Annotated in this window: 19 protein-coding genes and 1 pseudogene; 10 read left to right on the top strand and 10 right to left on the bottom strand. The window is 38.9% G+C overall.

Going from position 1 to position 20966, the window contains the following annotated elements:
- Nucleotide 1: 1 nt before the first annotated feature.
- The 4 genes from MAMP_RS11600 to MAMP_RS11585 all read right to left on the bottom strand — a co-directional run bounded on the left by MAMP_RS11600 (nucleotide 2) and on the right by MAMP_RS11585 (nucleotide 3045).
- Nucleotides 2-778 carry a TIGR03759 family integrating conjugative element protein gene (locus MAMP_RS11600; protein ID WP_007146247.1) on the bottom strand — a complete coding sequence of 259 codons (777 nt, stop codon included), beginning with the start codon at nucleotides 776-778 and terminating at the stop codon, nucleotides 2-4.
- Nucleotides 762-1631, bottom strand: a complete 870-nt coding sequence (locus tag MAMP_RS11595; protein WP_007146246.1) for a hypothetical protein — start codon at nucleotides 1629-1631, stop codon at nucleotides 762-764. Before MAMP_RS11595 ends, MAMP_RS11600 begins: the two co-directional genes overlap by 17 nt.
- Nucleotides 1628-2137, bottom strand: coding sequence for a PFGI-1 class ICE element type IV pilus protein PilL2 (pilL2, locus tag MAMP_RS11590; protein ID WP_007146245.1), 510 nt, complete (start codon nucleotides 2135-2137; stop codon nucleotides 1628-1630). The genes MAMP_RS11595 and pilL2 overlap by 4 nt, the downstream gene beginning before the upstream one ends.
- A gap of 83 nt (nucleotides 2138-2220) precedes the next feature.
- On the bottom strand, nucleotides 2221-3045 hold the full coding sequence (locus MAMP_RS11585) for an STY4526/YPO1902 family pathogenicity island replication protein (protein ID WP_007146244.1): 825 nt from the start codon (nucleotides 3043-3045) through the stop codon (nucleotides 2221-2223).
- Nucleotides 3046-3837: 792 nt separating this feature from the next.
- On the opposite strand from MAMP_RS11585, the gene MAMP_RS11580 reads away from it, so the two are divergent.
- On the top strand, nucleotides 3838-4533 hold the full coding sequence (locus tag MAMP_RS11580; protein WP_007146243.1) for a ParA family protein: 696 nt from the start codon (nucleotides 3838-3840) through the stop codon (nucleotides 4531-4533).
- Entirely contained in the window at nucleotides 4526-4882 is a 357-nt protein-coding gene (locus MAMP_RS11575) for a hypothetical protein (RefSeq protein WP_007146242.1), read from the top strand. Before MAMP_RS11580 ends, MAMP_RS11575 begins: the two co-directional genes overlap by 8 nt.
- A gap of 101 nt (nucleotides 4883-4983) precedes the next feature.
- Here MAMP_RS11575 and MAMP_RS11570 read toward each other — a convergent pair whose 3' ends face one another.
- The 3 genes from MAMP_RS11570 to MAMP_RS11560 all read right to left on the bottom strand — a co-directional run bounded on the left by MAMP_RS11570 (nucleotide 4984) and on the right by MAMP_RS11560 (nucleotide 7174).
- Nucleotides 4984-5631 (bottom strand): nuclease-related domain-containing protein, encoded by a 648-nt coding sequence (locus tag MAMP_RS11570; RefSeq protein ID WP_007146241.1) that lies wholly within the window; start codon nucleotides 5629-5631, stop codon nucleotides 4984-4986.
- 76 nt (nucleotides 5632-5707) lie between these two features.
- Nucleotides 5708-5986 (bottom strand): hypothetical protein, encoded by a 279-nt coding sequence (locus tag MAMP_RS11565; RefSeq protein WP_040576549.1) that lies wholly within the window; start codon nucleotides 5984-5986, stop codon nucleotides 5708-5710.
- A gap of 33 nt (nucleotides 5987-6019) precedes the next feature.
- Nucleotides 6020-7174, bottom strand: a complete 1155-nt coding sequence (locus MAMP_RS11560; RefSeq protein ID WP_007146239.1) for a tyrosine-type recombinase/integrase — start codon at nucleotides 7172-7174, stop codon at nucleotides 6020-6022.
- A gap of 946 nt (nucleotides 7175-8120) precedes the next feature.
- Here MAMP_RS11560 and MAMP_RS15755 point away from each other — a divergent pair.
- From MAMP_RS15755 to MAMP_RS11525, 8 genes and pseudogenes are all read left to right on the top strand, one after another.
- Entirely contained in the window at nucleotides 8121-8870 is a 750-nt protein-coding gene (locus MAMP_RS15755) for a TolC family protein (protein WP_007146237.1), read from the top strand.
- Between the two features lie 14 nt (nucleotides 8871-8884).
- Nucleotides 8885-9409: a TolC family protein gene (locus tag MAMP_RS15750; protein ID WP_083821534.1), complete on the top strand. Its 525-nt coding sequence runs from the start codon at nucleotides 8885-8887 to the stop codon at nucleotides 9407-9409.
- Between the two features lie 20 nt (nucleotides 9410-9429).
- Nucleotides 9430-10494 carry an efflux RND transporter periplasmic adaptor subunit gene (locus MAMP_RS11550; protein WP_007146235.1) on the top strand — a complete coding sequence of 355 codons (1065 nt, stop codon included), beginning with the start codon at nucleotides 9430-9432 and terminating at the stop codon, nucleotides 10492-10494.
- 14 nt (nucleotides 10495-10508) lie between these two features.
- Nucleotides 10509-13637: pseudogene (locus MAMP_RS11545) on the top strand (efflux RND transporter permease subunit).
- Nucleotides 13634-14095 carry a GtrA family protein gene (locus MAMP_RS11540; RefSeq protein WP_050797561.1) on the top strand — a complete coding sequence of 154 codons (462 nt, stop codon included), beginning with the start codon at nucleotides 13634-13636 and terminating at the stop codon, nucleotides 14093-14095. Before MAMP_RS11545 ends, MAMP_RS11540 begins: the two are co-directional and overlap by 4 nt.
- On the top strand, nucleotides 14082-15083 hold the full coding sequence (locus tag MAMP_RS11535; RefSeq protein ID WP_007146231.1) for a glycosyltransferase family 2 protein: 1002 nt from the start codon (nucleotides 14082-14084) through the stop codon (nucleotides 15081-15083). Before MAMP_RS11540 ends, MAMP_RS11535 begins: the two co-directional genes overlap by 14 nt.
- An 8-nt stretch (nucleotides 15084-15091) precedes the next feature.
- Entirely contained in the window at nucleotides 15092-16552 is a 1461-nt protein-coding gene (locus MAMP_RS11530) for an ArnT family glycosyltransferase (RefSeq protein WP_158005173.1), read from the top strand.
- 201 nt (nucleotides 16553-16753) lie between these two features.
- A complete protein-coding gene (locus MAMP_RS11525; protein WP_007146229.1) occupies nucleotides 16754-17719 on the top strand; it encodes a cation diffusion facilitator family transporter in 966 nt (321 codons plus the stop codon).
- Between the two features lie 101 nt (nucleotides 17720-17820).
- On the opposite strand, the gene MAMP_RS11520 is transcribed toward MAMP_RS11525, so the two are convergent.
- Genes MAMP_RS11520 through MAMP_RS11510 form a run of 3 tightly spaced genes read right to left on the bottom strand, consistent with a single transcriptional unit; the run spans nucleotide 17821 to nucleotide 20963 of the window.
- Nucleotides 17821-18795: an ATPase, T2SS/T4P/T4SS family gene (locus tag MAMP_RS11520; protein ID WP_007146228.1), complete on the bottom strand. Its 975-nt coding sequence runs from the start codon at nucleotides 18793-18795 to the stop codon at nucleotides 17821-17823.
- Between the two features lie 54 nt (nucleotides 18796-18849).
- Nucleotides 18850-19902, bottom strand: a complete 1053-nt coding sequence (locus MAMP_RS15745; RefSeq protein ID WP_007146227.1) for a type II secretion system protein — start codon at nucleotides 19900-19902, stop codon at nucleotides 18850-18852.
- Between the two features lie 8 nt (nucleotides 19903-19910).
- Nucleotides 19911-20963 carry a type II secretion system protein gene (locus MAMP_RS11510; RefSeq protein WP_007146226.1) on the bottom strand — a complete coding sequence of 351 codons (1053 nt, stop codon included), beginning with the start codon at nucleotides 20961-20963 and terminating at the stop codon, nucleotides 19911-19913.
- Nucleotides 20964-20966: the final 3 nt, after the last annotated feature.

The raw sequence follows: 20966 nt of genomic DNA, 5'->3' as shown, positions 1-20966 counted from the left end.
ATTATTCTACCCTTTTTACCCCTCCATTGTTATCGACTTTGAATGTTGCAGGCAGTTGTTCTTCATCAAGCTGGTATTGATTCATGAGTGACTGCCCATGATTTAACGTTAAACGACGGCTTTTAAGCATTTCTGCATCTACACGATTACTTATTGCCCATTGGCGTATTACGCTGTTCTGTTTATCACTCGAATCACTAAAATAGATATCCAAGTGAATCGTTTTATCAACTAGCATTGATGTTAAAAGCTGATGAATTTTCTTGTCACAGGCAGCACATCCATCTAATTTTGTTACGACTATCATTTTAGAAATTGGTAGTCCAGACGATTGTGTAGTCGCTGTAGGAGTGGTTGAAGGCGATTGGCTCTTTAACTGACTAATATCGATTAACGGCCTATTACCTTTATCTTTCCATGCCTGGTCATAAGCGCGTTGGAATGCAAGAACTCGTTCAGTATCTTTCTCCATCATGTCTGCCCAAAGCCGTGCGTATTTTCTTCGTTCAGCTTCGTTCTGAGCATGGATTCCCAATACCTCAAGTGGAGAAATTGTTTTAGGACTTATGCTCCCTCTGATACCTTTCATTAGTTCTTCGTATCGTGCATATTCAGCCGACGATAATCCCCACATGAGGTGTTTCTGTTCTGTTTGGGTTATCGAGCTGTCTGTAGCTTTGGATTGTTTTTCTTGTGATGTGATTTTCTCTGCTGCAAAAGAAGTATTTGATACCACTATCAGCATTAAAAACAGATGCCTTTTAAATCTTAAGTTCAAAGCTCACTCCTTCTTCGTTTTTGAGCACAACGCTATCTTCACCGATGCTAATTACCCCCCAAAGCCCTATTTTCTCGCCTGTTGATAGGAGATGGATATCATGTTTATATTGAATTTGAACAAAATCTACACCGCCCCATGAGTCGATACCCAATAGCTTGAGCTGATCCGTCTTGCTATTTGAGTTTGAGTTTGTTGGTTGATTATTTTTTGTTTGAAGCTTCTGGCTACCGGGTTGGGATGTACGAACTGTGGTATTCGATTTCGTAGACATTTTCTTCAAGTCTGAAAGCTCTTTCTTAAGGTCTTTCAGTGAATAAACTAATGTATTCAATTTGTTGACGCTTTGTGTGTGAAGGTCGATGCCATTCTGAATTAAAGCTATTCGTTCCGAACCCTTATCTTCAACAGTAGCGAGCCTGGCAGATAAATCATCTAATTGATCATTAATATTCTTTATTTCATCAAGAGAGGTTGGTTTGTTAAAACTCTGTTGTTTGGCATCAGGCGGGAAGACTTGAATCTCACTATCAGTATTCTCAAGTTCTACAATATCTATCTCAGAGCTTTGCTTATTCTCTTTATCTTCAACAATAATGTTAGTTATGGAATCTTTAGAGGTATTGGAATCTTCAGATATGAGTTCTGAGACAACTGTTTCAGTTAAATCTGTACCTGGTTCAATTTCATAATCATCATCTGATTCAAGTAAGTAGGCTGCTGTACCAAGAACAGCAACAAGAATTACAAGAAATATCAGTTTTACCCATAATGGCGGGTTTTTCTTTTTACCAAGATCCTTTGGTATTTCACCATCGAAAACATCGTGTGATTTGCTTTTATATGTCATCATTTAAACTCTTCAACTGTGTCAAAAGCTATCAATCTATGTACTGGATCGACCTTCATCCAGTATGCTTTTCCAACCAGCATCATCAATGCATCCTTCAGCATTACTGGTCCTATTTTTCTGTGAATCTGTGGTAGTTTTTTATTGAGTAATTGCTTGACATGCTCACCCTGAATTTCAGGTACAGCTAAAGTGTATCCACTTCTTAGAAGCAAGAAGTTTATAGCTTGGCCAACGGTTTTTTCTTGATTTGGAATTTCAGTATCAACAACTACTTCGAGCAAGTTTTCTTGCTGACGAGTGTTAACAGCAGCTGCACTAGAGTATCGACCAACCCTTATTTGAGTTTCTTTGGGAGGCTCATAGTCGTATCGTTCAATAAAAATGTCAGATATAGCTACAGGAGTATCGGTAGGTCCAGCTTGTTTTGACTGTTGGTCAATAATCGGAAGTGATAAACAGCCTGTCAAGACGACAGGTAGTATTGCAATGAGTAGTATTGTACGCAAAATGCATCTCCATCAAATTTGCGTACATATTCGTTTCAGCAGTTAATAAAGGCAATCAATAACCGGATATTGGTCTAAGCTGGTTATGCAAGCACAGAATCTTTTTCAGATGCATTTTCTTGCTTCATCCACTCAGACAAAGTTGGCCATAAATGACGTAATGCTATAGTGTTTAATGTTTGGCTTACTGCTATACATCTCTCTAAAGGCGTTTTTTCCGCAGTGCTGGCCCAGGAGTTCCAAGCAATAATTTCTTCTTCTTCTGTTAATCTTCTTGGGGGACCACCAAGAGTTTTTGGTGCATTCAATGACTTTCTCATATCTTGGAATAAAGCTCTACTCATCCCGGTAAGAGTGTGCACCATCGGCCATGAAGCATCATTTACTATGAGGTGGTTGATAGCTTCCTCTTCTCGACGTGCTTCCTGTATGTATTCTAAAGCCATTGCTAACTTAACTTCATTAGCAGTGATTTCATAAAATACAATTCCTGTTCTTGCTATAGCTAACGTGTCCTGAATGGACATAGATGCAAGCGTTGAAATTGTATTGTTAGATAGATTGAATTGCTTGGTTAGTGCCTTACTCTCTGTTTCGTGAGCGGATAGTGTGGATAAATTTCTCAGTAATTTGTGTGTAATATCCATATTTTCGATGTCACTACGACAACGAACATTTTCTTTAGCCTGATTGATTGCTTTTGTTAAAAATATTTCATTAATTGAAATATCGAGTAATTTATAAATCCGTGACAGTTTATACAAATCACTATGAGGGAGGTTGGATATAATATTTACCTGAACTGTTGTGAATCCTAATTCAGTAATTCGTTCTTTATCACTTATTAAAGACGTATCCATTAGCTTCACTAAAAAGCTATACGTCATATCCGTATATAGGCTTTGCACTGCCCTACTCCTCAAATATACTCTTTAAACACATCGCTATGTCCTTAGACATAACTAATTTTTCACGCTTATATTTAACGAATAAAAAGAGCTTTTTCAATCACAAAATTTTCACATGTTTCGCTTTTGTGACAAATTTCTCATCTAGGTCTATATCTTCTTAATCGCTATATAATGATGTGTTCTCTCTCCTCTCATACTCATTTGCTAAGCTGAAAACAATACAAATTAATTCATCTGCGCATCTGATGATAATTAACTATGACATATTCCCCCTCATATATAAGAACCACTCATATATATACAACTGCTCGTTTTTATATGTTTACAAGATAGCTATCAGATATCTAAAAGATATCTCAAGTATATTTGATCTAACTCATAAAGATAGCTATCCAGATAGCCACTAGATATCTCAATCAATGTTAAGAGATAGCTAACTAGATATCCAATAGATATCAACCAGATACCTATATAGATATCTAATCAGGTATCTATAAAGATATTAGATAGCTATCTATAAATATTATTAATTTTCCTGGCGAATATTTAATCTAAATATTAAAAAATTCATTAATCAGCTACTATGATAGCTTATAGATATCTATTAGATATCTATTAGATATCTGGATAGCTATCATAGTAGAATTAATAATGATATCTTCTAGATATCTGATAGCTATCTATACATATGTGGTAATAATGTTATAAATGTATTAATATTCATGAAAGAGATAGCTTATGGATATCTGATAGCTATCTAAGTACAAAAAATAGATGAGGATTAAGCATATGCCAACGGTCGTTATGGCTAGTTCAAAAGGTGGGGCAGGTAAGACTACAGCAGCAATAACCTTAGCCTCTGAATTATCAAGACAGGGCGAAGAGAAAGATGTAAAAGTAGCCTTAATTGATGCTGACCCAAATAAACATGGTGCAAAATGGGCAAAAAAACCAGGCTGTCCAGGTAACCTGAATGTGTATGAGTCTGACGAAGAAACAATTATCGATGACATCGAGAAAGCAGAAGATGAGAATGCGTTTGTTATAGTTGACTTGGAGGGTACCGCAAGTATTGCAGTCGCAAATGCAGTAAGTAGGGCAGACTTAGTAATTATTCCATGTCAGGGATCACAAGACGATGCTGATGAAGCAGTGAAGACAATAAAGTTATTGCGTCAGCAAAGTAAGGCATTTAGAAGAAAGATTGCTTACTCAGTGTTGTTTACACGAACAAGTGCGGCAATTGTTCCTAGAACACTCAAGTTCATTGTGAGCCAATTCAAAGATGCTGGGGTTGATGTTTTTAACGTATCACTTATAGAGAAAGATGCATATAAGGCTGTTCGCTCTTATGGAGGAATAGTAAATAATTTAGATCCTAAAGAAGTTTCTGGTATTGAAGTGACAGCCTCAAACGCAAAAGCTTATGCAGAAGAGGTTAAGAGGAAGCTGAAAGAGATAATGTCAGGAGATAGTGATGGCTGAGAGAGCTGGATTAGATTTAGATGATTTTGATGATGAACTAGACATAGCAGAATTTGCTGGGACAAAGAAAAGTAAACCGAAGGTTGATAAGAAAGAGTTGAGCAAAGTGTCTGAAGAGGCAGGCTTTGTAAGTCGACAGCCAAACAAAAGAAGAAGAAGAGGGGGCCGAACACCTTACACACAACAAAAGAATTTCAAGATGCGTCCAGAGATGCCTGAACTAATTGTCGAGATTGCAGATGAGATCGGTGTAAAAGACTCTGAGCTAATAGAATTAGCAATAGAAGCTTTGCTTACAAAAAAGAAGATGAAGGACCAATTGAATAGGTATAAAGAAATAACATCTTAATTTAGAGGGCTAAATTCATTATTATAATGTAAGTGCTTACACACAATATGACTATTAGTATAACCCAATGAAGATATGTTGTATTTAAAAAGACTGTAAATCTAAACAGTCTTTTTTTTATGTTTTGAAGTTAGATACTCTACGTGTTTTCTGTCTGTCTCAGAATTCTCAGGCAATCGATGTACTTGTAGTTGTCCGACAAGGTAATAGATCTCATCAGCTGAAAGTGAGTTGTTCGGAAATGAATCGATAAATGCTTTTAGTTCTGAGCTTTTCAATACACCCTTTGGCCTTTCTGATTTGAACTCTGCATTACCACTAAAAGATACAACATTATGCATATCATGGTGTGAGAAACCGGTAATAGATTCAATAGCCATTAAGTGACTAAAATTTTGAAGTAAAGGATTCTGTAATGAATGTTTATCAAACTGAGTGTATTGGTACCATTCTTTAGAATTATAAGTGCCGACGATTGAACCACGGTAATGTTTAGTCTCAATGACAAAAACACCACGAGTACATATTAAGATATGATCTACCTGACTTGTTCCTTTTTGGTTGTTATCATCAATTATTGGCAGTGTGACATTGGAGAGTAGGGCATAAATTTCTTCAGATAACGAAAGCTCCAATACATCAGTAACAATCTGCTCACCAATATGTACAGCATAATTATTGAATTGATACTTCTTAGTGAAGTGAACACCAGCAGCTAATCCAGCAATAAAGATAATTAGAAATTCCATGATCTAGCCTTTTAAAAGTTCTATTAGCCATTAAATCATGAAGTAGTATTAGCGCAAGTATGATTAGTTGTTTTGTTCAGGTCAGTGATATTCGTTTATATGAAACAACATTTATAGCTGAAGCTGCTGCAGTAGAAGTGGCATTGTGAGGTATCATTCGAATTCTGCCAGTATGATTAAATTGTCCAGATTCGATCATATTTCGAAGACCTTCCTCATCAGTAGCTTCAAAGTTATCGTTGCCATTTAGTGTGTATACATACATGCCAGTCATAGGACCTCTTTGGTACTTATATGGATGGCAGATATCACCATTGGTATTTTTTCCAACGACATCTAATAATATTTCGATCATTTAAAATTAGTTCAATAATTAATGTAAGGAGATTTATGTTGCCCTGGCTCTTTTATGTAGTTGAGCCATTGCACCTTTTTTAGTGTCAGCATGTCTTGAATATCGAGCTGGCATTACTGCAGATTTCCATCCACCTTCATTCATTAACTGAACAGTGGATGCACCATTCAGTGCCAGAGCCTGGGCTGCAGCTACACGTGTAGAGTGAGCTGATATTTCTGTTGGTACAGTCTTTGACTTAGATATTATATTGTTTGCTGAATTATCTGAATAAAATTTGGACAATCTTCTCCCAAGCCGTTTGAAAATAATTCCTACCCTGTCTTTATGCATGCCTTCAAGTTGCTTGTTATTTTTTCCAATAGAACGAAATAACCTTCCAGAGCTGATATTTGTTGCTTGCAGATAATCTTTTAATAATTTGACTGTATGAGAACTCAGATACCTCGTTTGACCTTGACCGTCTTGGTCTGTTTTGGACCAATGTAGTTCAACAATACCGTCACTAAATGCTGGATCAAAAGATAAATCTTCAACATTGACTCTTACTAATTCTGAGCAACGCATCATAGTGTCAAAAGCAAATGAGAGTAGGGTGATTTCTAACTTATCTCTAAGAGAACCATCATGTAGTGAAATAACATCTTCAATTAGATCCAAACTAAATGGTTGTGCTTGTTTTTGTGAGCTATCACGGTATAGGGCTCTGACTTTTTGTAGTGTAGCCTTAACTCTTCTGACAGATGTAGGGTTCACGAAACCTGAACTAAGTTGATAGTTGTTGGTAATGTCCATGATCGCATCCAGGTACAACTTGTTTTTATATGAAAGTGAAGCAAGATATCTTTCTATTGTACTTAGTGCTTTAAGTCGATGTTTTATAGTTGTATCAACCATTTCACCATTTAAGTTTTTAGTAGAAATAGTCTCTGTTACCTCAACAGACATATCATTTAAGAATTTTTCGATATGCTCTGGCGAAGAAGGAATAGCTTTGAAATATGATCCGTAAACATTTTTGCCCCATGCAGTATAGACGGCCAAGTCTGCATCACGAGCACGTTTACTGTTTGCCGGCACACCTTGTTCGAAGTTTTCCATAACATCATCTATAAGTTCTCTGAATTCAATTGGTGGATGATTGACATCGAAAACTGGGATAGGGGAGTTGATCATCTCTTCTTTCATCAGTTGTAATACCTGGCAGCTGTCATTTATTTTCTAGACCTTGTTTCAGAATTTAAAATCTGAGTAGTTGTGTGAGGGATAACCGGTCAGATTTTAAATTTCGAACATCAGTATTTTCTTGGCCACAAAAATCGCTATTAATTTTGATTATACGGGGATTTTATAAATTATCCACCTGATAAGTGTAATTATCAGGTGTAAGTTGGCTGGCGGCGCGTAAAAGGGGAACATTTCAGTTAAAATTAAGAGAAGGAAAGATTGAAATAGAACTAGGACAGTATGTCTAACCAATTACTTGAACTCTAGAATACCTATGCGAAATTTTATGAAATTATCTTCAGTTCATTTTTTATATCGAGTTTGAAAAAATCTAACTGTGCAACGATGGCAAAGAAACTGATTAGTATTTAGTACTGATTGAGGGGCTGGCTTGTTCAAAAGCCATTTTTTCTTGAATTTTGTATTAATTTCTAAATGAGTGTGTTATTATTAATAAAATTTTCAATAGTCTGATTGAACGAATCTGATTTTAAAATACTTTATGAAATTTAGAAGTCTCCTATGCTTGCTCATATTCACGATTGCTATGCAGTCGGGCATAGCTTTGGCTGAAATTCATAATATCATTCCTGATAGCAGCCCAGAACATACCCACCCCCATCAAGATACAGATGCATCATCTGATGCTCTTTCTGATACACAACAAGCTCCTTTTGATGATTGTAGTGGATGTTGCCATAATCATTGCTCACATTTCATCGCGCTGAGTTTTGTGAATGAAAGCTTTATCAATGCTCTCTCAAATTCATCTCCTACTTGGGAAAATGCTCCTTCCATAACCAGCTCCCCTAGCTCACAGTACAGACCGCCTAAAGCCTGAACAGAATCCATTGCTCACAATCACTGTGTGATTGTGTGATTATTTATCTGTTACAGGATCATTATCATGTCTATTCAAAAAGGACTTGGTCATGCAATTTCTACGCATGTTCCAAAACTATCCTTGGTTTTACTTGTGGGCCAATTATTCTTTGCTCCTCATGTTTTTGCCAAAACATTATTACTTGACCAAGCTGTCAATAACACACTCAAAAATAACCCATCCTTGAGGGTCTTCCCATTACGTCAACAAGGCTTAGTCGGTGAGAAAAAGACTGCCTCTCTAAACCCGGCTATGAATATTGGTGCAGAAATTGAGAACTTTTCTGGCACTGGTGAGCTAAGTGGCATAAAAGGCTTAGAAACAACAGTATCCCTCTCCTCTGTTCTAGAACTCGGAGATAAGCGTGCAGCACGAATGTCACTGGTAGATGAAAAGGCCAACAATGTCGACATTGAAAGTGAAATTGAGTCTCTTGATTTGATTGGTGAGGTAACTCGCCGTTTCACCGAAGTGCTTAATGTCCAGGCTCGTTTGGATCTAGCTATAGAATCCTTGAACTTAGCTAATGAAGCTCTTGAGGAAGTCACTAAACGTGTGAATGCCGCTATAGCTCCAGCTGCAGATATGGGCAGGGCAAAAGCAGCTGTTCAACAAGCTGAGCTAAATATTTCATTAATCAAACAACAACTGAGCGCTTCTAGAATGGCATTAGCCAATTTATGGGGTAGCCTTCAACCAGAATTTTCCGACGTAGCAGGCTCACTATATAGTTCAAACAAGCTAAGCCGTTTGAGCAGTTATTTGAGCTTGTAAAGCAAAATCCATCTATCCGCTTTTATGCAGCTGAATCACGTATTCGTGATGCTGAAATTAGGTTGGCAAAGACACAAAGTGTCGCTGATCTCAGTTGGTCGGTCGGCATTCGAAGAAATGAAGAGATTAATCAATCGGCATTAGTTGCTGGGTTCTCTATGCCATTATTCAGCGGAAAGAGAGCGCAGGGCCGAATTGAATCAGCTCTTGCTGCAAAAAATGAAGTCATTTTCAGAGAAGAAAGTACCTTGCTTTCTTTACATACGCAGCTCTATAAAGCCTACACCGGGCGCGAGCAATCAATAGCGGCTGTAAACCAACTCAAGAGCGAAATCATCCCTAACTTAAGATTGAGTCTTGAGCAAACACAAACTGCGTACCGTCGAGGACTATATAGTTACCTAGATCTTCTCAGTGCTCGGCGCGAACTACTTCAAGCAAAGCAAGCATTGATTGATTCTGCAACAGCAGCGGTTCGATATGGCATTGAAGTCGAGCAACTAACAGCTGTCCCACTAACAGCAGAAGCCAGTCTTTAGATAAGAGCATAGGAAATACAATGAATACAAAAACTTACAGTTTGTCGAAATTATCTGCAGTTGTGTTATTTGCCTTAGGTCTGATAGTTACGAATCAAAATAGCCTGATGGCAGCTGAGTCACATCAACAAGAAGACAATCACTCACATAATGAGGCAGGACAAAAAGCTCCTTCAGCACATGCCAAAGATGGGGAGGATTCAGTCACTGAAGGGCATGATTCAGAGACTGAAGGGCATGGCTCAGAAGAAAACGAACATGATCATGAAGGAGAAAAAACAGAAGCAGTATATATGGACAGTGAAATGGCTAGAGCTAACTCCATAGAAACTCAACAAGTTGGACCAGGAACGATTAGTCAAACTACCCGTATTTATGGAACAGCCAAAATTTCTCCTGACGCAGTGAGTCATGTGACTGCGCAATTTCCTGGAAGAATGACTTCCGTAAAAGTCTCTTATGGGGAGTATGTTAAGAAAGGACAAGTCTTAGCTACCATCGAATCTAACTCTAGCTTGCAATCATACACTGTCAGGGCACCAATATCTGGCACTATTACTGCCAAGCATGCGTCATCAGGTGAAATAGCTAATACAGAAACACTATTCACTATTACAGATAGCCAATCTCTCTGGGCAGAACTAAAAGTATTTCCATCACAATCTAGTATAATTAAACCTGATCAGGAAGTTATCTTAAGTTATGGTGACGAAACCCTTATTTCTAGTATCCAACAACTCATACCCAATGCAGTAAACGAGCCCTATATTCTGGCGCGAGTCCCTATCAAGACTAAATCAACACAGTTATTTCCAGGAATGCTTCTTCGTGGTGATGTAGTTGTAAATCAAAAGCAAGCTGCATTACGTATCCCGAACACTGCACTTCAAGAATATGAAGGCAAAAACGTAGTGTTTATCAAGGATGCCGAATCGTTTGTACCCAGACCAGTGGAGCTTGGCCTCAACGATTATTCACATGTGGAAGTTTTAACTGGACTAAACCTCGGTGATGTAATTGTTGTTGCTAATAGTTACTTACTAAAAGCTGACCTTGAAAAGTCAGGTGCAGCACACAGTCACTGAGCCCGGAGTATTTAATGATTGATTCAATATTGCAATTTTCGATTGCGAGACGAGGCCTTGTCTTGTCTCTGATTTTTTTGATTTTAGGTATGGGGATTTGGAGTTACCAAAAACTTCCAATAGACGCTGTTCCTGACATCACTAACGTTCAAGTACAAATTAATACAAAAGCACCGGGTTACTCCCCTTTAGAAGCAGAACAGCGAATAACCTACCCGATTGAGAGAGCGTTGTCCTCTCTGCCGAAATTGGATTACACACGGTCAATATCTGCTTATGGCCTTTCTCAGATTACCGTTGTGTTCGAAGAGGGAACAGATCTCTACTTTGCGAGAGATCGAATCAATAACATTCTTGTATCCGTCAAAAGTGATCTGCCAGATGGTCTGGAACCAGAAATGGGACCGATTGCTTCAGGATTAGGGGAAATATTTCAATATACCGTGTCAGCATTGCCAACAGCCTTGCAAGAAAACGGTCAGGAGTATGATGAAATGGCCCTGAGAGAAATACAAGATTGGATTATTTCACCCAGACTTGAACTCGTGCCAGGAATAACTGAAGTCAATACGATGGGGGGGTATGAAAAACAATACCATGTCCAACCATTCCCCGAAAAAATGCTGACCTACAAAATCAGTATGGCTGACATACAGCAAGCTCTAGCTGCCAATAATAACAATCGTGGTGCTGGATACATTGAACGTAATGGTCAACAACTTCTGGTTCGCTCTCCTGGCCAACTGAAGTCTATAGAAGATATTTAGAATGTTGTAATTAAAACGTATGAGAACTCACCTGTAACCATATCTGCTGTAGCTGATGTTGATCTTGGGAAAACATTAAGAACTGGTGCGGCTACTCGAGATGGTAAAGAGACTGTTTTAGCCACAGCAATGATGCTGATTGGTGAAAACTCTCGAGAAGTAGCTGATAGTGTTGCCAGAGAACTGAAAGAAATACAAAAGTCTCTTCCAGAAGGCGTTATTGCTGAACCAGTATATGAAAGAACAATCCTTGTAGATAAAGCAATTGCAACCGTTCAAAAGAATCTAGTGGAGGGTGCACTATTAGTTATCGTTATCTTGTTCTTGCTGTTAGGCAATATTCGAGCAGCATTGATCACTGCTGCTGTTATTCCTATCACAATGTTAGCAACTATAAGTGGAATGGTTGAATTAGGAATCTCCGCCAATCTGATGAGCCTTGGAGCACTTGATTTCGGATTGATTGTCGATGGCGCAGTGATAATCGTCGAAAATGCTGTCAGAAGATTAGCCATTGCACAACATGATAACAACGGCTTATTACCTCTTAAAGAGAGGCTTCAAGTAGTCTTCGAGTCTACGAATGAAGTTATCAGACCAAGCTTGTTTGGTGTGATGATCATCACTGTGGTCTATATCCCTCTTTTCACTTTAAGTGGTGTTGAAGGAAAAATGTTCCAACCCATGGCAGCAACAGTAGTAATAGCTCTACTTGCTGCAATGCTCTTTACACTGACAATTGTACCAGCTGCTGTAGCCATGTTCATGCAAGGGAGGGTCACAGAAAAAGAGAGTCCATTTATTGTTGCTGTGAAGTTTGCATACAAACCGCTACTTTTGTTCAGCATTAAATTTCGCTGGTTCATTGTACTAGCCAGTATGGCATTGATGGCGCTTGCTATTCAGACTGCTAGCAAAATGGGTACGGAATTTATTCCTCAACTCGATGAAGGCGACATTGCCCTGCATGCGCTTCGTATAACAGGAACAAGTTTGAAGCAATCAATCGAAATGCAGGAGTTGTTGGAGAATAAATTAAAGTCATTTCCTCAAGTTGATAAAGTATTTGCCAAGATAGGCACACCAGAAGTAGCAACAGATCCGATGCCACCCAATGTGGCAGACAACTTTGTCATGCTTAAACCTCGCAGCGAGTGGCCAAATCCAGACCTGAGTAAGGAAGACCTTGTTAAACAAATGGAGTCTGCAGTCGAATCATTGCCAGGTAACAATTATGAGTTTACACAACCAATAGAAATGCGCTTTAACGAGTTAATTTCAGGGGTGCGGGCTGATTTAGCAATCAAAGTGTTTGGTGATGATTTGGATACGATTCGCCAAACAGCAGAGAATGTCCTACAAGTCGTACAATCGATTGATGGCAGTGCAGATGCTCGAGTCGAGCAGGTAAGTGGACTACCTCTACTTTCTGTAGAACCAAAACGAACGGAACTCGCTAGGTATGGATTGTCTGTTGACTCGATTCAAGATCTACTGGCATCTGCAATTGGTGGTACAGATGTCGGCTTGATATATGAGGGAGACCGACGCTTCAATCTAGTTGTTCGCTTGCCCGAGTCTATTCGATCTGATATTGCAATGCTTGGTTCTTTACCTGTAACACTTGATAGTGGCGAGTATGTGCCTCTTTCAGAGGTGGCAACTATCAAAATCACTGATGTTCCAGCTCAAATATCTCGTGAAAGTGGAAAGCGACGCGTCGTAGTTTCATCGAATGTTCGAGGTAGAGACTTAGGTGGCTTTGTAAGTGAGGTTCAGGCTGAGGTAACAGAAAAAGTCAAACTTCCGAGCGGATATTGGATTGAATACGGTGGAACGTATGAGCAATTGCAATCGGCTAGCCAACGGCTCTCAATTGTAGTTCCAATCACTTTGTTACTGATTTTTGGTTTGCTAGTAACGGTGTTCAGTTCGTTCAAAGATGCTGCAATTATTTTCACCGGCGTTCCTTTAGCCCTAACCGGCGGAGTTTGCGCGCTCTACTTACGTGATATGCCATTGTCGATTTCTGCTGGCGTAGGATTTATCGCTCTTTCTGGTGTGGCTGTTTTGAATGGGCTAGTAATGCTGTCATTTATTAGAGATTACTGGCGCCAGAACGGAAATTTAAACGAGGCTATCATTGAGGGTGCTATGACACGCCTTCGCCCAGTTCTAATGACTGCTCTAGTTGCGAGTTTAGGATTTGTTCCCATGGCTCTAAATGTTGGAACCGGTGCAGAAGTTCAAAGGCCACTCGCAACAGTTGTTATTGGTGGAATTATCTCTTCCACCATACTCACTCTGCTAGTACTGCCAGCTCTATATCGGATCATTCATGGACGTGACTCCAAACCATCGGAAGTTATGGCATGAATTTGAGAAAGTTATCAGTCATCCACACGACACCATCTTCAATGGTCTGCGTTGACCAAAGAAAAATTCCAAACGAAGATGAAAATTATTTCAGCAATTTCAAGCGGTTTCTCCTTTCAGGAGGAACCGCAACCATGGCTCATTGGATAAGTATGTATATATTTATTCAACTAGGGGCGAATGCATTAATTGCTACTTTTTTTGGATATTTAATCGGGTTACTTACTAATTACTTTTTCCAGTATCACTTTGTATTCAAATCCTCTGCACCACATTATTTTTTATTCCCTCGCTACTTAGCAGGTGCGGTACTTGGTGGAGTCACAAACTATGGTGTTTTTAAAGCATTACTTGAATACGGTAACGAGACTCTGTTTGCACAAGTTATAGCTACAGCAAGTGTCACATTCGTGAATTACTTAATCTGTAGAAGGTATGTTTTCAATGAAAAAGACTAAACCATGTATCAATGACGCAAGGAGTCATTTAATAACTATTTTGATTCCTGTATTCAATGAAGAGGCCGTACTCTCCAAATTGTTGCAGACGCTCGACCAAGTTACGGGCTCTATGCCATATAAGTTCGAATTCTTATTTGTTGATGATGGCAGCAGAGACAATACTGTAAATAAATTAAGGTTTGCAAAAAATAGATTCAAGCAAATTCGTATTTTAAGCTTATCTCGTAACTTCGGAAAAGAAGCGGCTGTTACAGCTGGGTTACAATATGCAAAAGGGGATGCTGTAATCTTAATTGATGCTGATTTACAAGATCCCCCGCACTGTATCCCAGAAATGGTTTCCGCTTGGAAACAAGGAGCAGACGTTGTTTTGATGAAGAGACGATCACGTCATGGGGATGGTTGGGCTAAAAGAACTTATGCATATTTATTTTATCGATTTATAAGCTACATCAGCGATATTCCTATACCTACAGACACTGGCGACTTTAGGCTCATGAGTCGTCAAGTGGTTGATGCAGTAAACCAGCTTCCCGAGAGAAATAGGTATATGAAAGGAATTTTTGCATGGGTGGGGATGGATACTAAAATAATAGAGTTTGACCGTGAGCAGCGTGCAGCTGGAATTACTAAATGGAATTATCTTAAATTATTTACACTTGCTCTGGATGGAATAACTTCATTTTCTTACAAGCCACTTCGTATCTCATTTTTTTTGGGTATTGCTCTCTTAGCCACATCAATTCTATCTATGTTCGTCAGTAATATAGGCACCACATCTACTCATGAAGTGATTGATTATAATCTACTATTTTGTCTGATTACATTCTTCTTTGGATTACAGTTTTTATGTTTAGGTGTTCTCGGTGAGTATATTGGGAAGATTTACACAGAAAGTAAACAACGTCCCCTCTTCATAGTTTCTGAATTTATCGAGTCGCACGATGATAATTCAAGATCTAAGCAGAGAATTATTAACTTATGAACATTAGTATGAGAAATCTGTTTTTTATGTTAAGCACTATAATGCTTGCAAGGTTATTTTTGGCCTGGCTTATTCCATATGCAGATACTACTGAAGCTAGGTACGCAGAAATAGCAAGACTAATGGTTCAGACTGGAGACTGGATTACCCCGTGGTTTGATGAAGGAGTACCCTTTTGGGGTAAACCTCCACTTTCATTTTGGTTACAGGCTTTGTCATTCAAATTATTTGGTATATCTGAGTTTGCTGGAAGATTTCCAGCCTGGTTAGCGAGTCTTGGAATAATTACGATAATTTATCAAGTGGGCTTACACCTGCACAGACGGCCTTTTTCTGAGTCGGCAAAGCATTATGCATTAATAGCCGGGTTAATATATGCAAGCAGTACTCTGGGGTTTATCAGTGCAGCTACAGTAATGACTGATGCATTTTTTGTGTTAGGCACGACACTCACGATTGGAAGCTTCATCATTAGGCTTCGCAACGGTAGTAACCTTTGGTCATGGTTATTTTTTATAGGGTTGGTGATTGGAGCATTATCGAAAGGTCCGTTAGCGTTTGTCATTTCAAGTGGCCCAATATTAGTCTGGGTCATCGTAAACAATGCTTGGATACGATTATGGAGACTGTTGCCATGGCTAAGAGGCATTCTTCTAGCAATACTCTTAACACTTCCGTGGTACGTACTTGCAGAAATAAAAACTCCTGGGTTTATCGACTACTTTATCATTGGTGAACATTTTAAGCGCTTCGTCATTAGTGGCTGGGAAGGTGATTTGTATGGCAATGCACATGACTTCCCAAGAGGGACGGTCTGGCTATATTTGATAATCGCATTTCTACCATGGCCTTTGTTGATGCTCTATCGATATTTTGGCTCTCTGCGTAGAGGCAATTTAAAACCCTCTGTATGTAAATCTGAGCTCCCTGATACCAGACTCATTTTATTATCGGCAATATTAGTCCCCAGTGTGTTTTTTACATTCGCTGGCAATATTTTGTGGACATATGTTCTTCCAAGCTTGCCTTTTCTAGCTCTTGCCACAGGGGGATTGGTGGCAAATGACTCAAGGGTAACATCCAACTTCTGGACAAGTATGTCGTTGACACTCCTTATACCATTAGCTTTTTCTGTCTATGGTTTATGGTTAGGTTTAAATCCTGACAATATCAAATCAGAGAAAGGACTAATTGTTAGAGCAGAAGTAATTTCAGAAAAGGGATTGGAGAATGTTTTTTATGTTGGCAGATTACCTTTCTCAGCGAGGTTTTATAGTTCAAATAAGGTGAAGTCAATTAATCAATCTACGGTGATTAATGGTTTATCAGTAAGCCCTGGAAACTCCATATTTTTAGCTGTTCGAAAAAAAGATGTAAAAAATCTAACTGAAAAAGGAATCATCAGTTCAGCACTATATGAAAATAAGAGATATATGCTTTTCAAATATACTTTGAAGGCTGATGAGTGAGTTTGATAAGTTTAATATATATATTTTTTAATAATAAAAGAAAACAAATAAACAGAAAGGATTAAGTAGTAAGTTTTAAACCAAGATTAGATTAAGCATTCTTTGAAAAGCGTATCTAACTTTCATCTGCTGTTATTATTACTTATAGCTATGTGAAGCTAGCAGTTGCTGGCCTAATCATTGAATATCAGAGAGTCTTTTATGCCACATTCTCATGAGTCCATGCTAAACAACCAAAATGAACAAAAAGTCTTTGTGTCTTTCTTGTTAATTTTTTCATTTATGATTGTAGAAATTGCCGGAGGTATTATCTCCGGGTCACTTGCATTGATTGCTGATGCTGGTCATATGTTTACAGATGCTGCGGCATTAGCTCTGGCATATATAGCTTTTCGAATAGGAAGGAGAAAGCCGGATACAAGGCGAACCTACGGTTACTCTAGATTTGAAGTTATTGCTGGCTTCATTAACTCTGTGACACTGTTTATTATTGTGGGTTGGATATTTTTCGAAGCTTGGGAGCGAATTCAGGAGCCGCCCCAAATTCTGAGTGGCCCCATGTTAATCGTTGCTATAGCAGGCCTCTTAGTTAATATTCTCGCGTTGTGGATACTCTCACGTGGTGATAACGAGCACGTCAATATTAGAGGTGCTATTGCACATGTGCTTGGAGATTTACTGGGATCGATAGGGGCTATAATGGCAGCTATCATTATCTATTACACAAATTGGACACCAGTTGACCCAATTCTCTCCATCATCGTCTCTCTTCTTATTTTGCGAACTGCATGGAAACTACTCCGTCAATCTCTACATATTCTTCTTGAGGGGGTACCTGAAGGTGCTTCCCCAGAAGAGATAGAAAACCATCTAATGAAGACTATCCCAGAAATTGAATCTGTCAGTCATATCCACACGTGGCAGATCAGTTCAGGGCGCAGGATGGCCACTCTTCATGTACGGCCAGTGGAAAGTGAGCCTGCTCGTAAAATAGAGCAATTAGTTGAAAGAGAACTACGATCGCATTTCAATATTGATCATGCGACAGTTGCGCTTGATTGGCGTCAAGAGAGTGTGATGTGCAGCCTTATTGCTGATGATTCTAAAGATCATGAAATATTTCAGCCAAGGCACAATCATGAAAAGTCAGACAAAACTACTAAGTAGATACGTAACTTACGCTGTCTGTTAAAGCTTTATCTTCTGAAACTAATCAAGGAAGACATAAACAAACATTTATGGCCTTAACTGTTTGTTTTAGAACCAGATTAAAAACGTTGAATGTTTTTGCTCCATCTGGTGACTTCTTCTGGATGAAGTTGACCTGATATGACTAACTTGTGAGCAAATTCAGACAGTGTTTTTCGTTTCTGCTGATACATTTCGTGGTTTAATCTTGGAAGTGCTGTAGTTCCTTCAGTCAATATACTTCTTACTTGTTGAGTGACCCTGATACTCTCGTATATACAGTATGTATTGCCATCCACACCGTGAACTAAATGCTGACAAATTATTCCTTGTAAGGCTTGAGGGAATAGCTGGTCATGTTGATCGTCAAGTAACGCAAACATTCTAGTTATAACATCAGCAATGTTTTCAGCATGTAAAGTTGCAAATACTCTATGACCGGTTAGACCAGCCTGGACTGCCGCCTCAGCAGTATCAGGATGTCTAATTTCACCTATGACAATATTCTTAGGAAACTGTCTCATTGCTTCATGAACACCTTCAAAAAAGCCATTTACGGTTACACCGACTTCTCGCTGTGTAATAAGAGGGTTTGTATGCATGTATTCGATTGGCTCTTCAATCGTTACTGTTTGACCTAAGCTTTTTGATTGACTGAGATAATCTAATATCGAAGCCATCGTCGTTGTTTTACCCCCACCAGTAGGGCCTGCAATCAATACGAGGCCTGTTCCCTGAGTCAAAGGCATGATCTCATTAGGGATAAATTTTAACTCCTCAACTAAATGAGGAATTTTGCTCGGATTTCGTCTTAGTGCACATCCCCATCCATAGGCTGAGTTGTATACTTGACAACGCCATCTGTCACCATCCCATTCTATTGAGGGATCATTAACCTCTGTTGGTTTATCAGGTTTATAAACATCAAGTATTTCCTTATATAAACCTGATAAGGTTTCCCACTGCTCTCCCTCTTTGATGATTTGAACATCATTGCCTATTGTAGCCACAGCAAATTCGCTATAAATTTTTAAATCATTTAAGTTAGGTTTCATTTATTCTTAGCTCATTTTTTTCTAATATTTTGGCTTATTTACGAAGTAGTATTTTTAATCAAACTTCTGGCAAGTTAATAGTGCAAGATTTACTGGCCGATTCTCATTAGCTGTAGGTACTACTCTGGAGGCATCAAAATTTGCAGTATAGTGCTGCTCTGAACCATTAAAGTCTTGTGGGTTATAACCACTTGATTTGTAGAAAGCCCCTCTTGCATTAGCATATCCACCACTAGCAATACCGCTGCCTGTAATATTTCTGATGGCATCTCCTTGGGTGCTTCCAAGGTTCCTCCCAAGATCTAACCCACGCCCTAAATCAAGAGATCTTAAAAACTTACCCCTGGCATCAATTGTTCCCTGACTTCCATCGGCTACTTTCCAGCCATCAGGACAAGAATCTAGATAGAAATGTGCGAGCATTCCTTCAGGACTACCAGCAGCACCTGTCCATACACCTTGGTTACAACTGAGTATTAGTCCACCATTGTTACGAGCAATGAGGCCATTTTTTGAACATGAGCTTCCTTTTGTAACTACTGAGTTTAGGAGAACAGTTTCAGTGCTAATTTGGTTAACATCTTCGATATCATTGTTATCTAAATTCAGATTTCCGGTCATAGGACGTGACCCATCTCTGGGGAGAAGATGATCTAATGCCGGTATGGATGAAGGTAGAGGAACTGAAAAGCTAATTGATTTTCCACTAGCATCGCTAGAAGGTAAATAACTAGCAAGAATCTCGGCCTCTGCAGAGGTTTTAGTCTCTACTTCAACAAAAAAACGACTGCCGTTAATGCTAGAACATAATGTTGAGTAGCTTGTTTCATAGATGGAAATATCACTTAAACTACCTAGATAACCGTCATCTCGCATAAGCGAAATTGCTGAACGACATTGATTATCTTCATCTGGCCATTTTAAGTTTTGCTCGGCAGCATAGTTCTGAGCACTAGTAGCAATATCTGATATTTCGCTCATGGTGATTCTTACTCGCTCATCCTTAAGCTCCACTGTTTTTTGGTAGATATATGGCCCAACCAAAATGCTGGTTATCATCATTACCAACAACAGCTCTATCAATGTGAAGCCTTTATTAGTTCTCATACTATGTTTCATGAACTACAAACAAGAGAATACTGAATGACTGCTGAAGTGTGGCGAAGCCGGTTGTCGGAAATATCTCTTACCCCTGCCATCACTTGCCAACCATCAGCTCTTAAGTTGTAGTAATGAGAGAAATGTCGACTTCTTTTGTAACCTCCATCATTTTTATATGGAACACCCGATAGTGAGATGACACATTGGTCCGGGGTAAAACCATCAATAGGTTTTACTACTTGACCATGTGAAGCCGTGCTAGCCTTAAGCTGAACGGACGAACCGCCACGAGTCCAAACTCCTGATACACAGGTTAGAAGCTCACCATTAATTGTTGTGCCAATCTGTTTTGTTTTGCATGCATCACCGAGCACATAGCTGTTTTCAAGACTAGCCACATCCATAGATACATTATTCATGTGCGATGAATTATTCAGATCAATATAGTAATCAGGGTCATCTTTATCGAGTATCTTGGTAGTTATGATTCTATCTGCTTCGATATCGCCTTTAGCTGTTGCATCATTGATATTCACTATATTGTTATCACCTAAATCTAGATCACCTGTCATCGGGCGTGAGCCATCTCTTGGTAGCAAGTGTTCTAAGGCAGGTATAGATGATGGTAGTGGGATTGAATAGCTAACCGTTTTTCCTGTTACTACACTTGAAGCAAGGTAACTCGCTATAATTTCAGCTTGTGAAGTAGTTTTGGTATCAACTTCAACTGAGAATCTGCTTCCTGGACTGGACGTGCATGTAGTTTTATAAGCTGTGTCAAAAACTGAGTTATCACTGAGACCACTTAAATAGCCCTCGTTCTTCATTAATGAGATTGCTGAACTACATTGATTTTCTTCATCTGGCCAGGATAAGTTTTGTTCTGCGGCATAGTTTTGAGCGCTGGTACCAATATCCTGAATTTCACTTAATGTAATTGCATCCAGCTCTTCTTTGTACTTAACCTGTTTTTGATATACGAAAGGCACAATGAGAACACTGACGATCAACATGCTTATCATCAGCTCAATGAGAGTAAAACCAGCTTGGTTATTTATTTTTTCCATTTT

Source organism: Methylophaga thalassica MP (genome assembly GCF_000214595.1).
In the GTDB taxonomy this organism is placed as follows: Bacteria; Pseudomonadota; Gammaproteobacteria; order Nitrosococcales; family Methylophagaceae; genus Methylophaga; species Methylophaga thalassica.
The sequence above is the reverse complement of the archived record's forward strand: the minus strand, read 5'-3'. Positions and strand labels throughout refer to the sequence as shown.

What these genes read in the sequence shown, in the direction of transcription:
- MAMP_RS11570 (WP_007146241.1), bottom strand. Translation starts at nt 5,631, where the DNA reads ATGGAATTTCTAATTATCTTTATTGCTGGATTAGCTGCTGGTGTTCAC.
- MAMP_RS11575 (WP_007146242.1), top strand. Translation starts at nt 4,526, where the DNA reads ATGGCTGAGAGAGCTGGATTAGATTTAGATGATTTTGATGATGAACTA.
- MAMP_RS11560 (WP_007146239.1), bottom strand. Translation starts at nt 7,174, where the DNA reads ATGAAAGAAGAGATGATCAACTCCCCTATCCCAGTTTTCGATGTCAAT.
- MAMP_RS11525 (WP_007146229.1), top strand. Translation starts at nt 16,754, where the DNA reads ATGCCACATTCTCATGAGTCCATGCTAAACAACCAAAATGAACAAAAA.
- MAMP_RS15755 (WP_007146237.1), top strand. Translation starts at nt 8,121, where the DNA reads ATGTCTATTCAAAAAGGACTTGGTCATGCAATTTCTACGCATGTTCCA.
- MAMP_RS11535 (WP_007146231.1), top strand. Translation starts at nt 14,082, where the DNA reads ATGAAAAAGACTAAACCATGTATCAATGACGCAAGGAGTCATTTAATA.
- MAMP_RS11565 (WP_040576549.1), bottom strand. Translation starts at nt 5,986, where the DNA reads ATGATCGAAATATTATTAGATGTCGTTGGAAAAAATACCAATGGTGAT.
- MAMP_RS11520 (WP_007146228.1), bottom strand. Translation starts at nt 18,795, where the DNA reads ATGAAACCTAACTTAAATGATTTAAAAATTTATAGCGAATTTGCTGTG.
- MAMP_RS11540 (WP_050797561.1), top strand. Translation starts at nt 13,634, where the DNA reads ATGAATTTGAGAAAGTTATCAGTCATCCACACGACACCATCTTCAATG.
- MAMP_RS11530 (WP_158005173.1), top strand. Translation starts at nt 15,092, where the DNA reads ATGAGAAATCTGTTTTTTATGTTAAGCACTATAATGCTTGCAAGGTTA.
- MAMP_RS11510 (WP_007146226.1), bottom strand. Translation starts at nt 20,963, where the DNA reads ATGGAAAAAATAAATAACCAAGCTGGTTTTACTCTCATTGAGCTGATG.
- MAMP_RS11580 (WP_007146243.1), top strand. Translation starts at nt 3,838, where the DNA reads ATGCCAACGGTCGTTATGGCTAGTTCAAAAGGTGGGGCAGGTAAGACT.
- MAMP_RS11550 (WP_007146235.1), top strand. Translation starts at nt 9,430, where the DNA reads ATGAATACAAAAACTTACAGTTTGTCGAAATTATCTGCAGTTGTGTTA.
- MAMP_RS11595 (WP_007146246.1), bottom strand. Translation starts at nt 1,631, where the DNA reads ATGATGACATATAAAAGCAAATCACACGATGTTTTCGATGGTGAAATA.
- MAMP_RS15745 (WP_007146227.1), bottom strand. Translation starts at nt 19,902, where the DNA reads ATGAGAACTAATAAAGGCTTCACATTGATAGAGCTGTTGTTGGTAATG.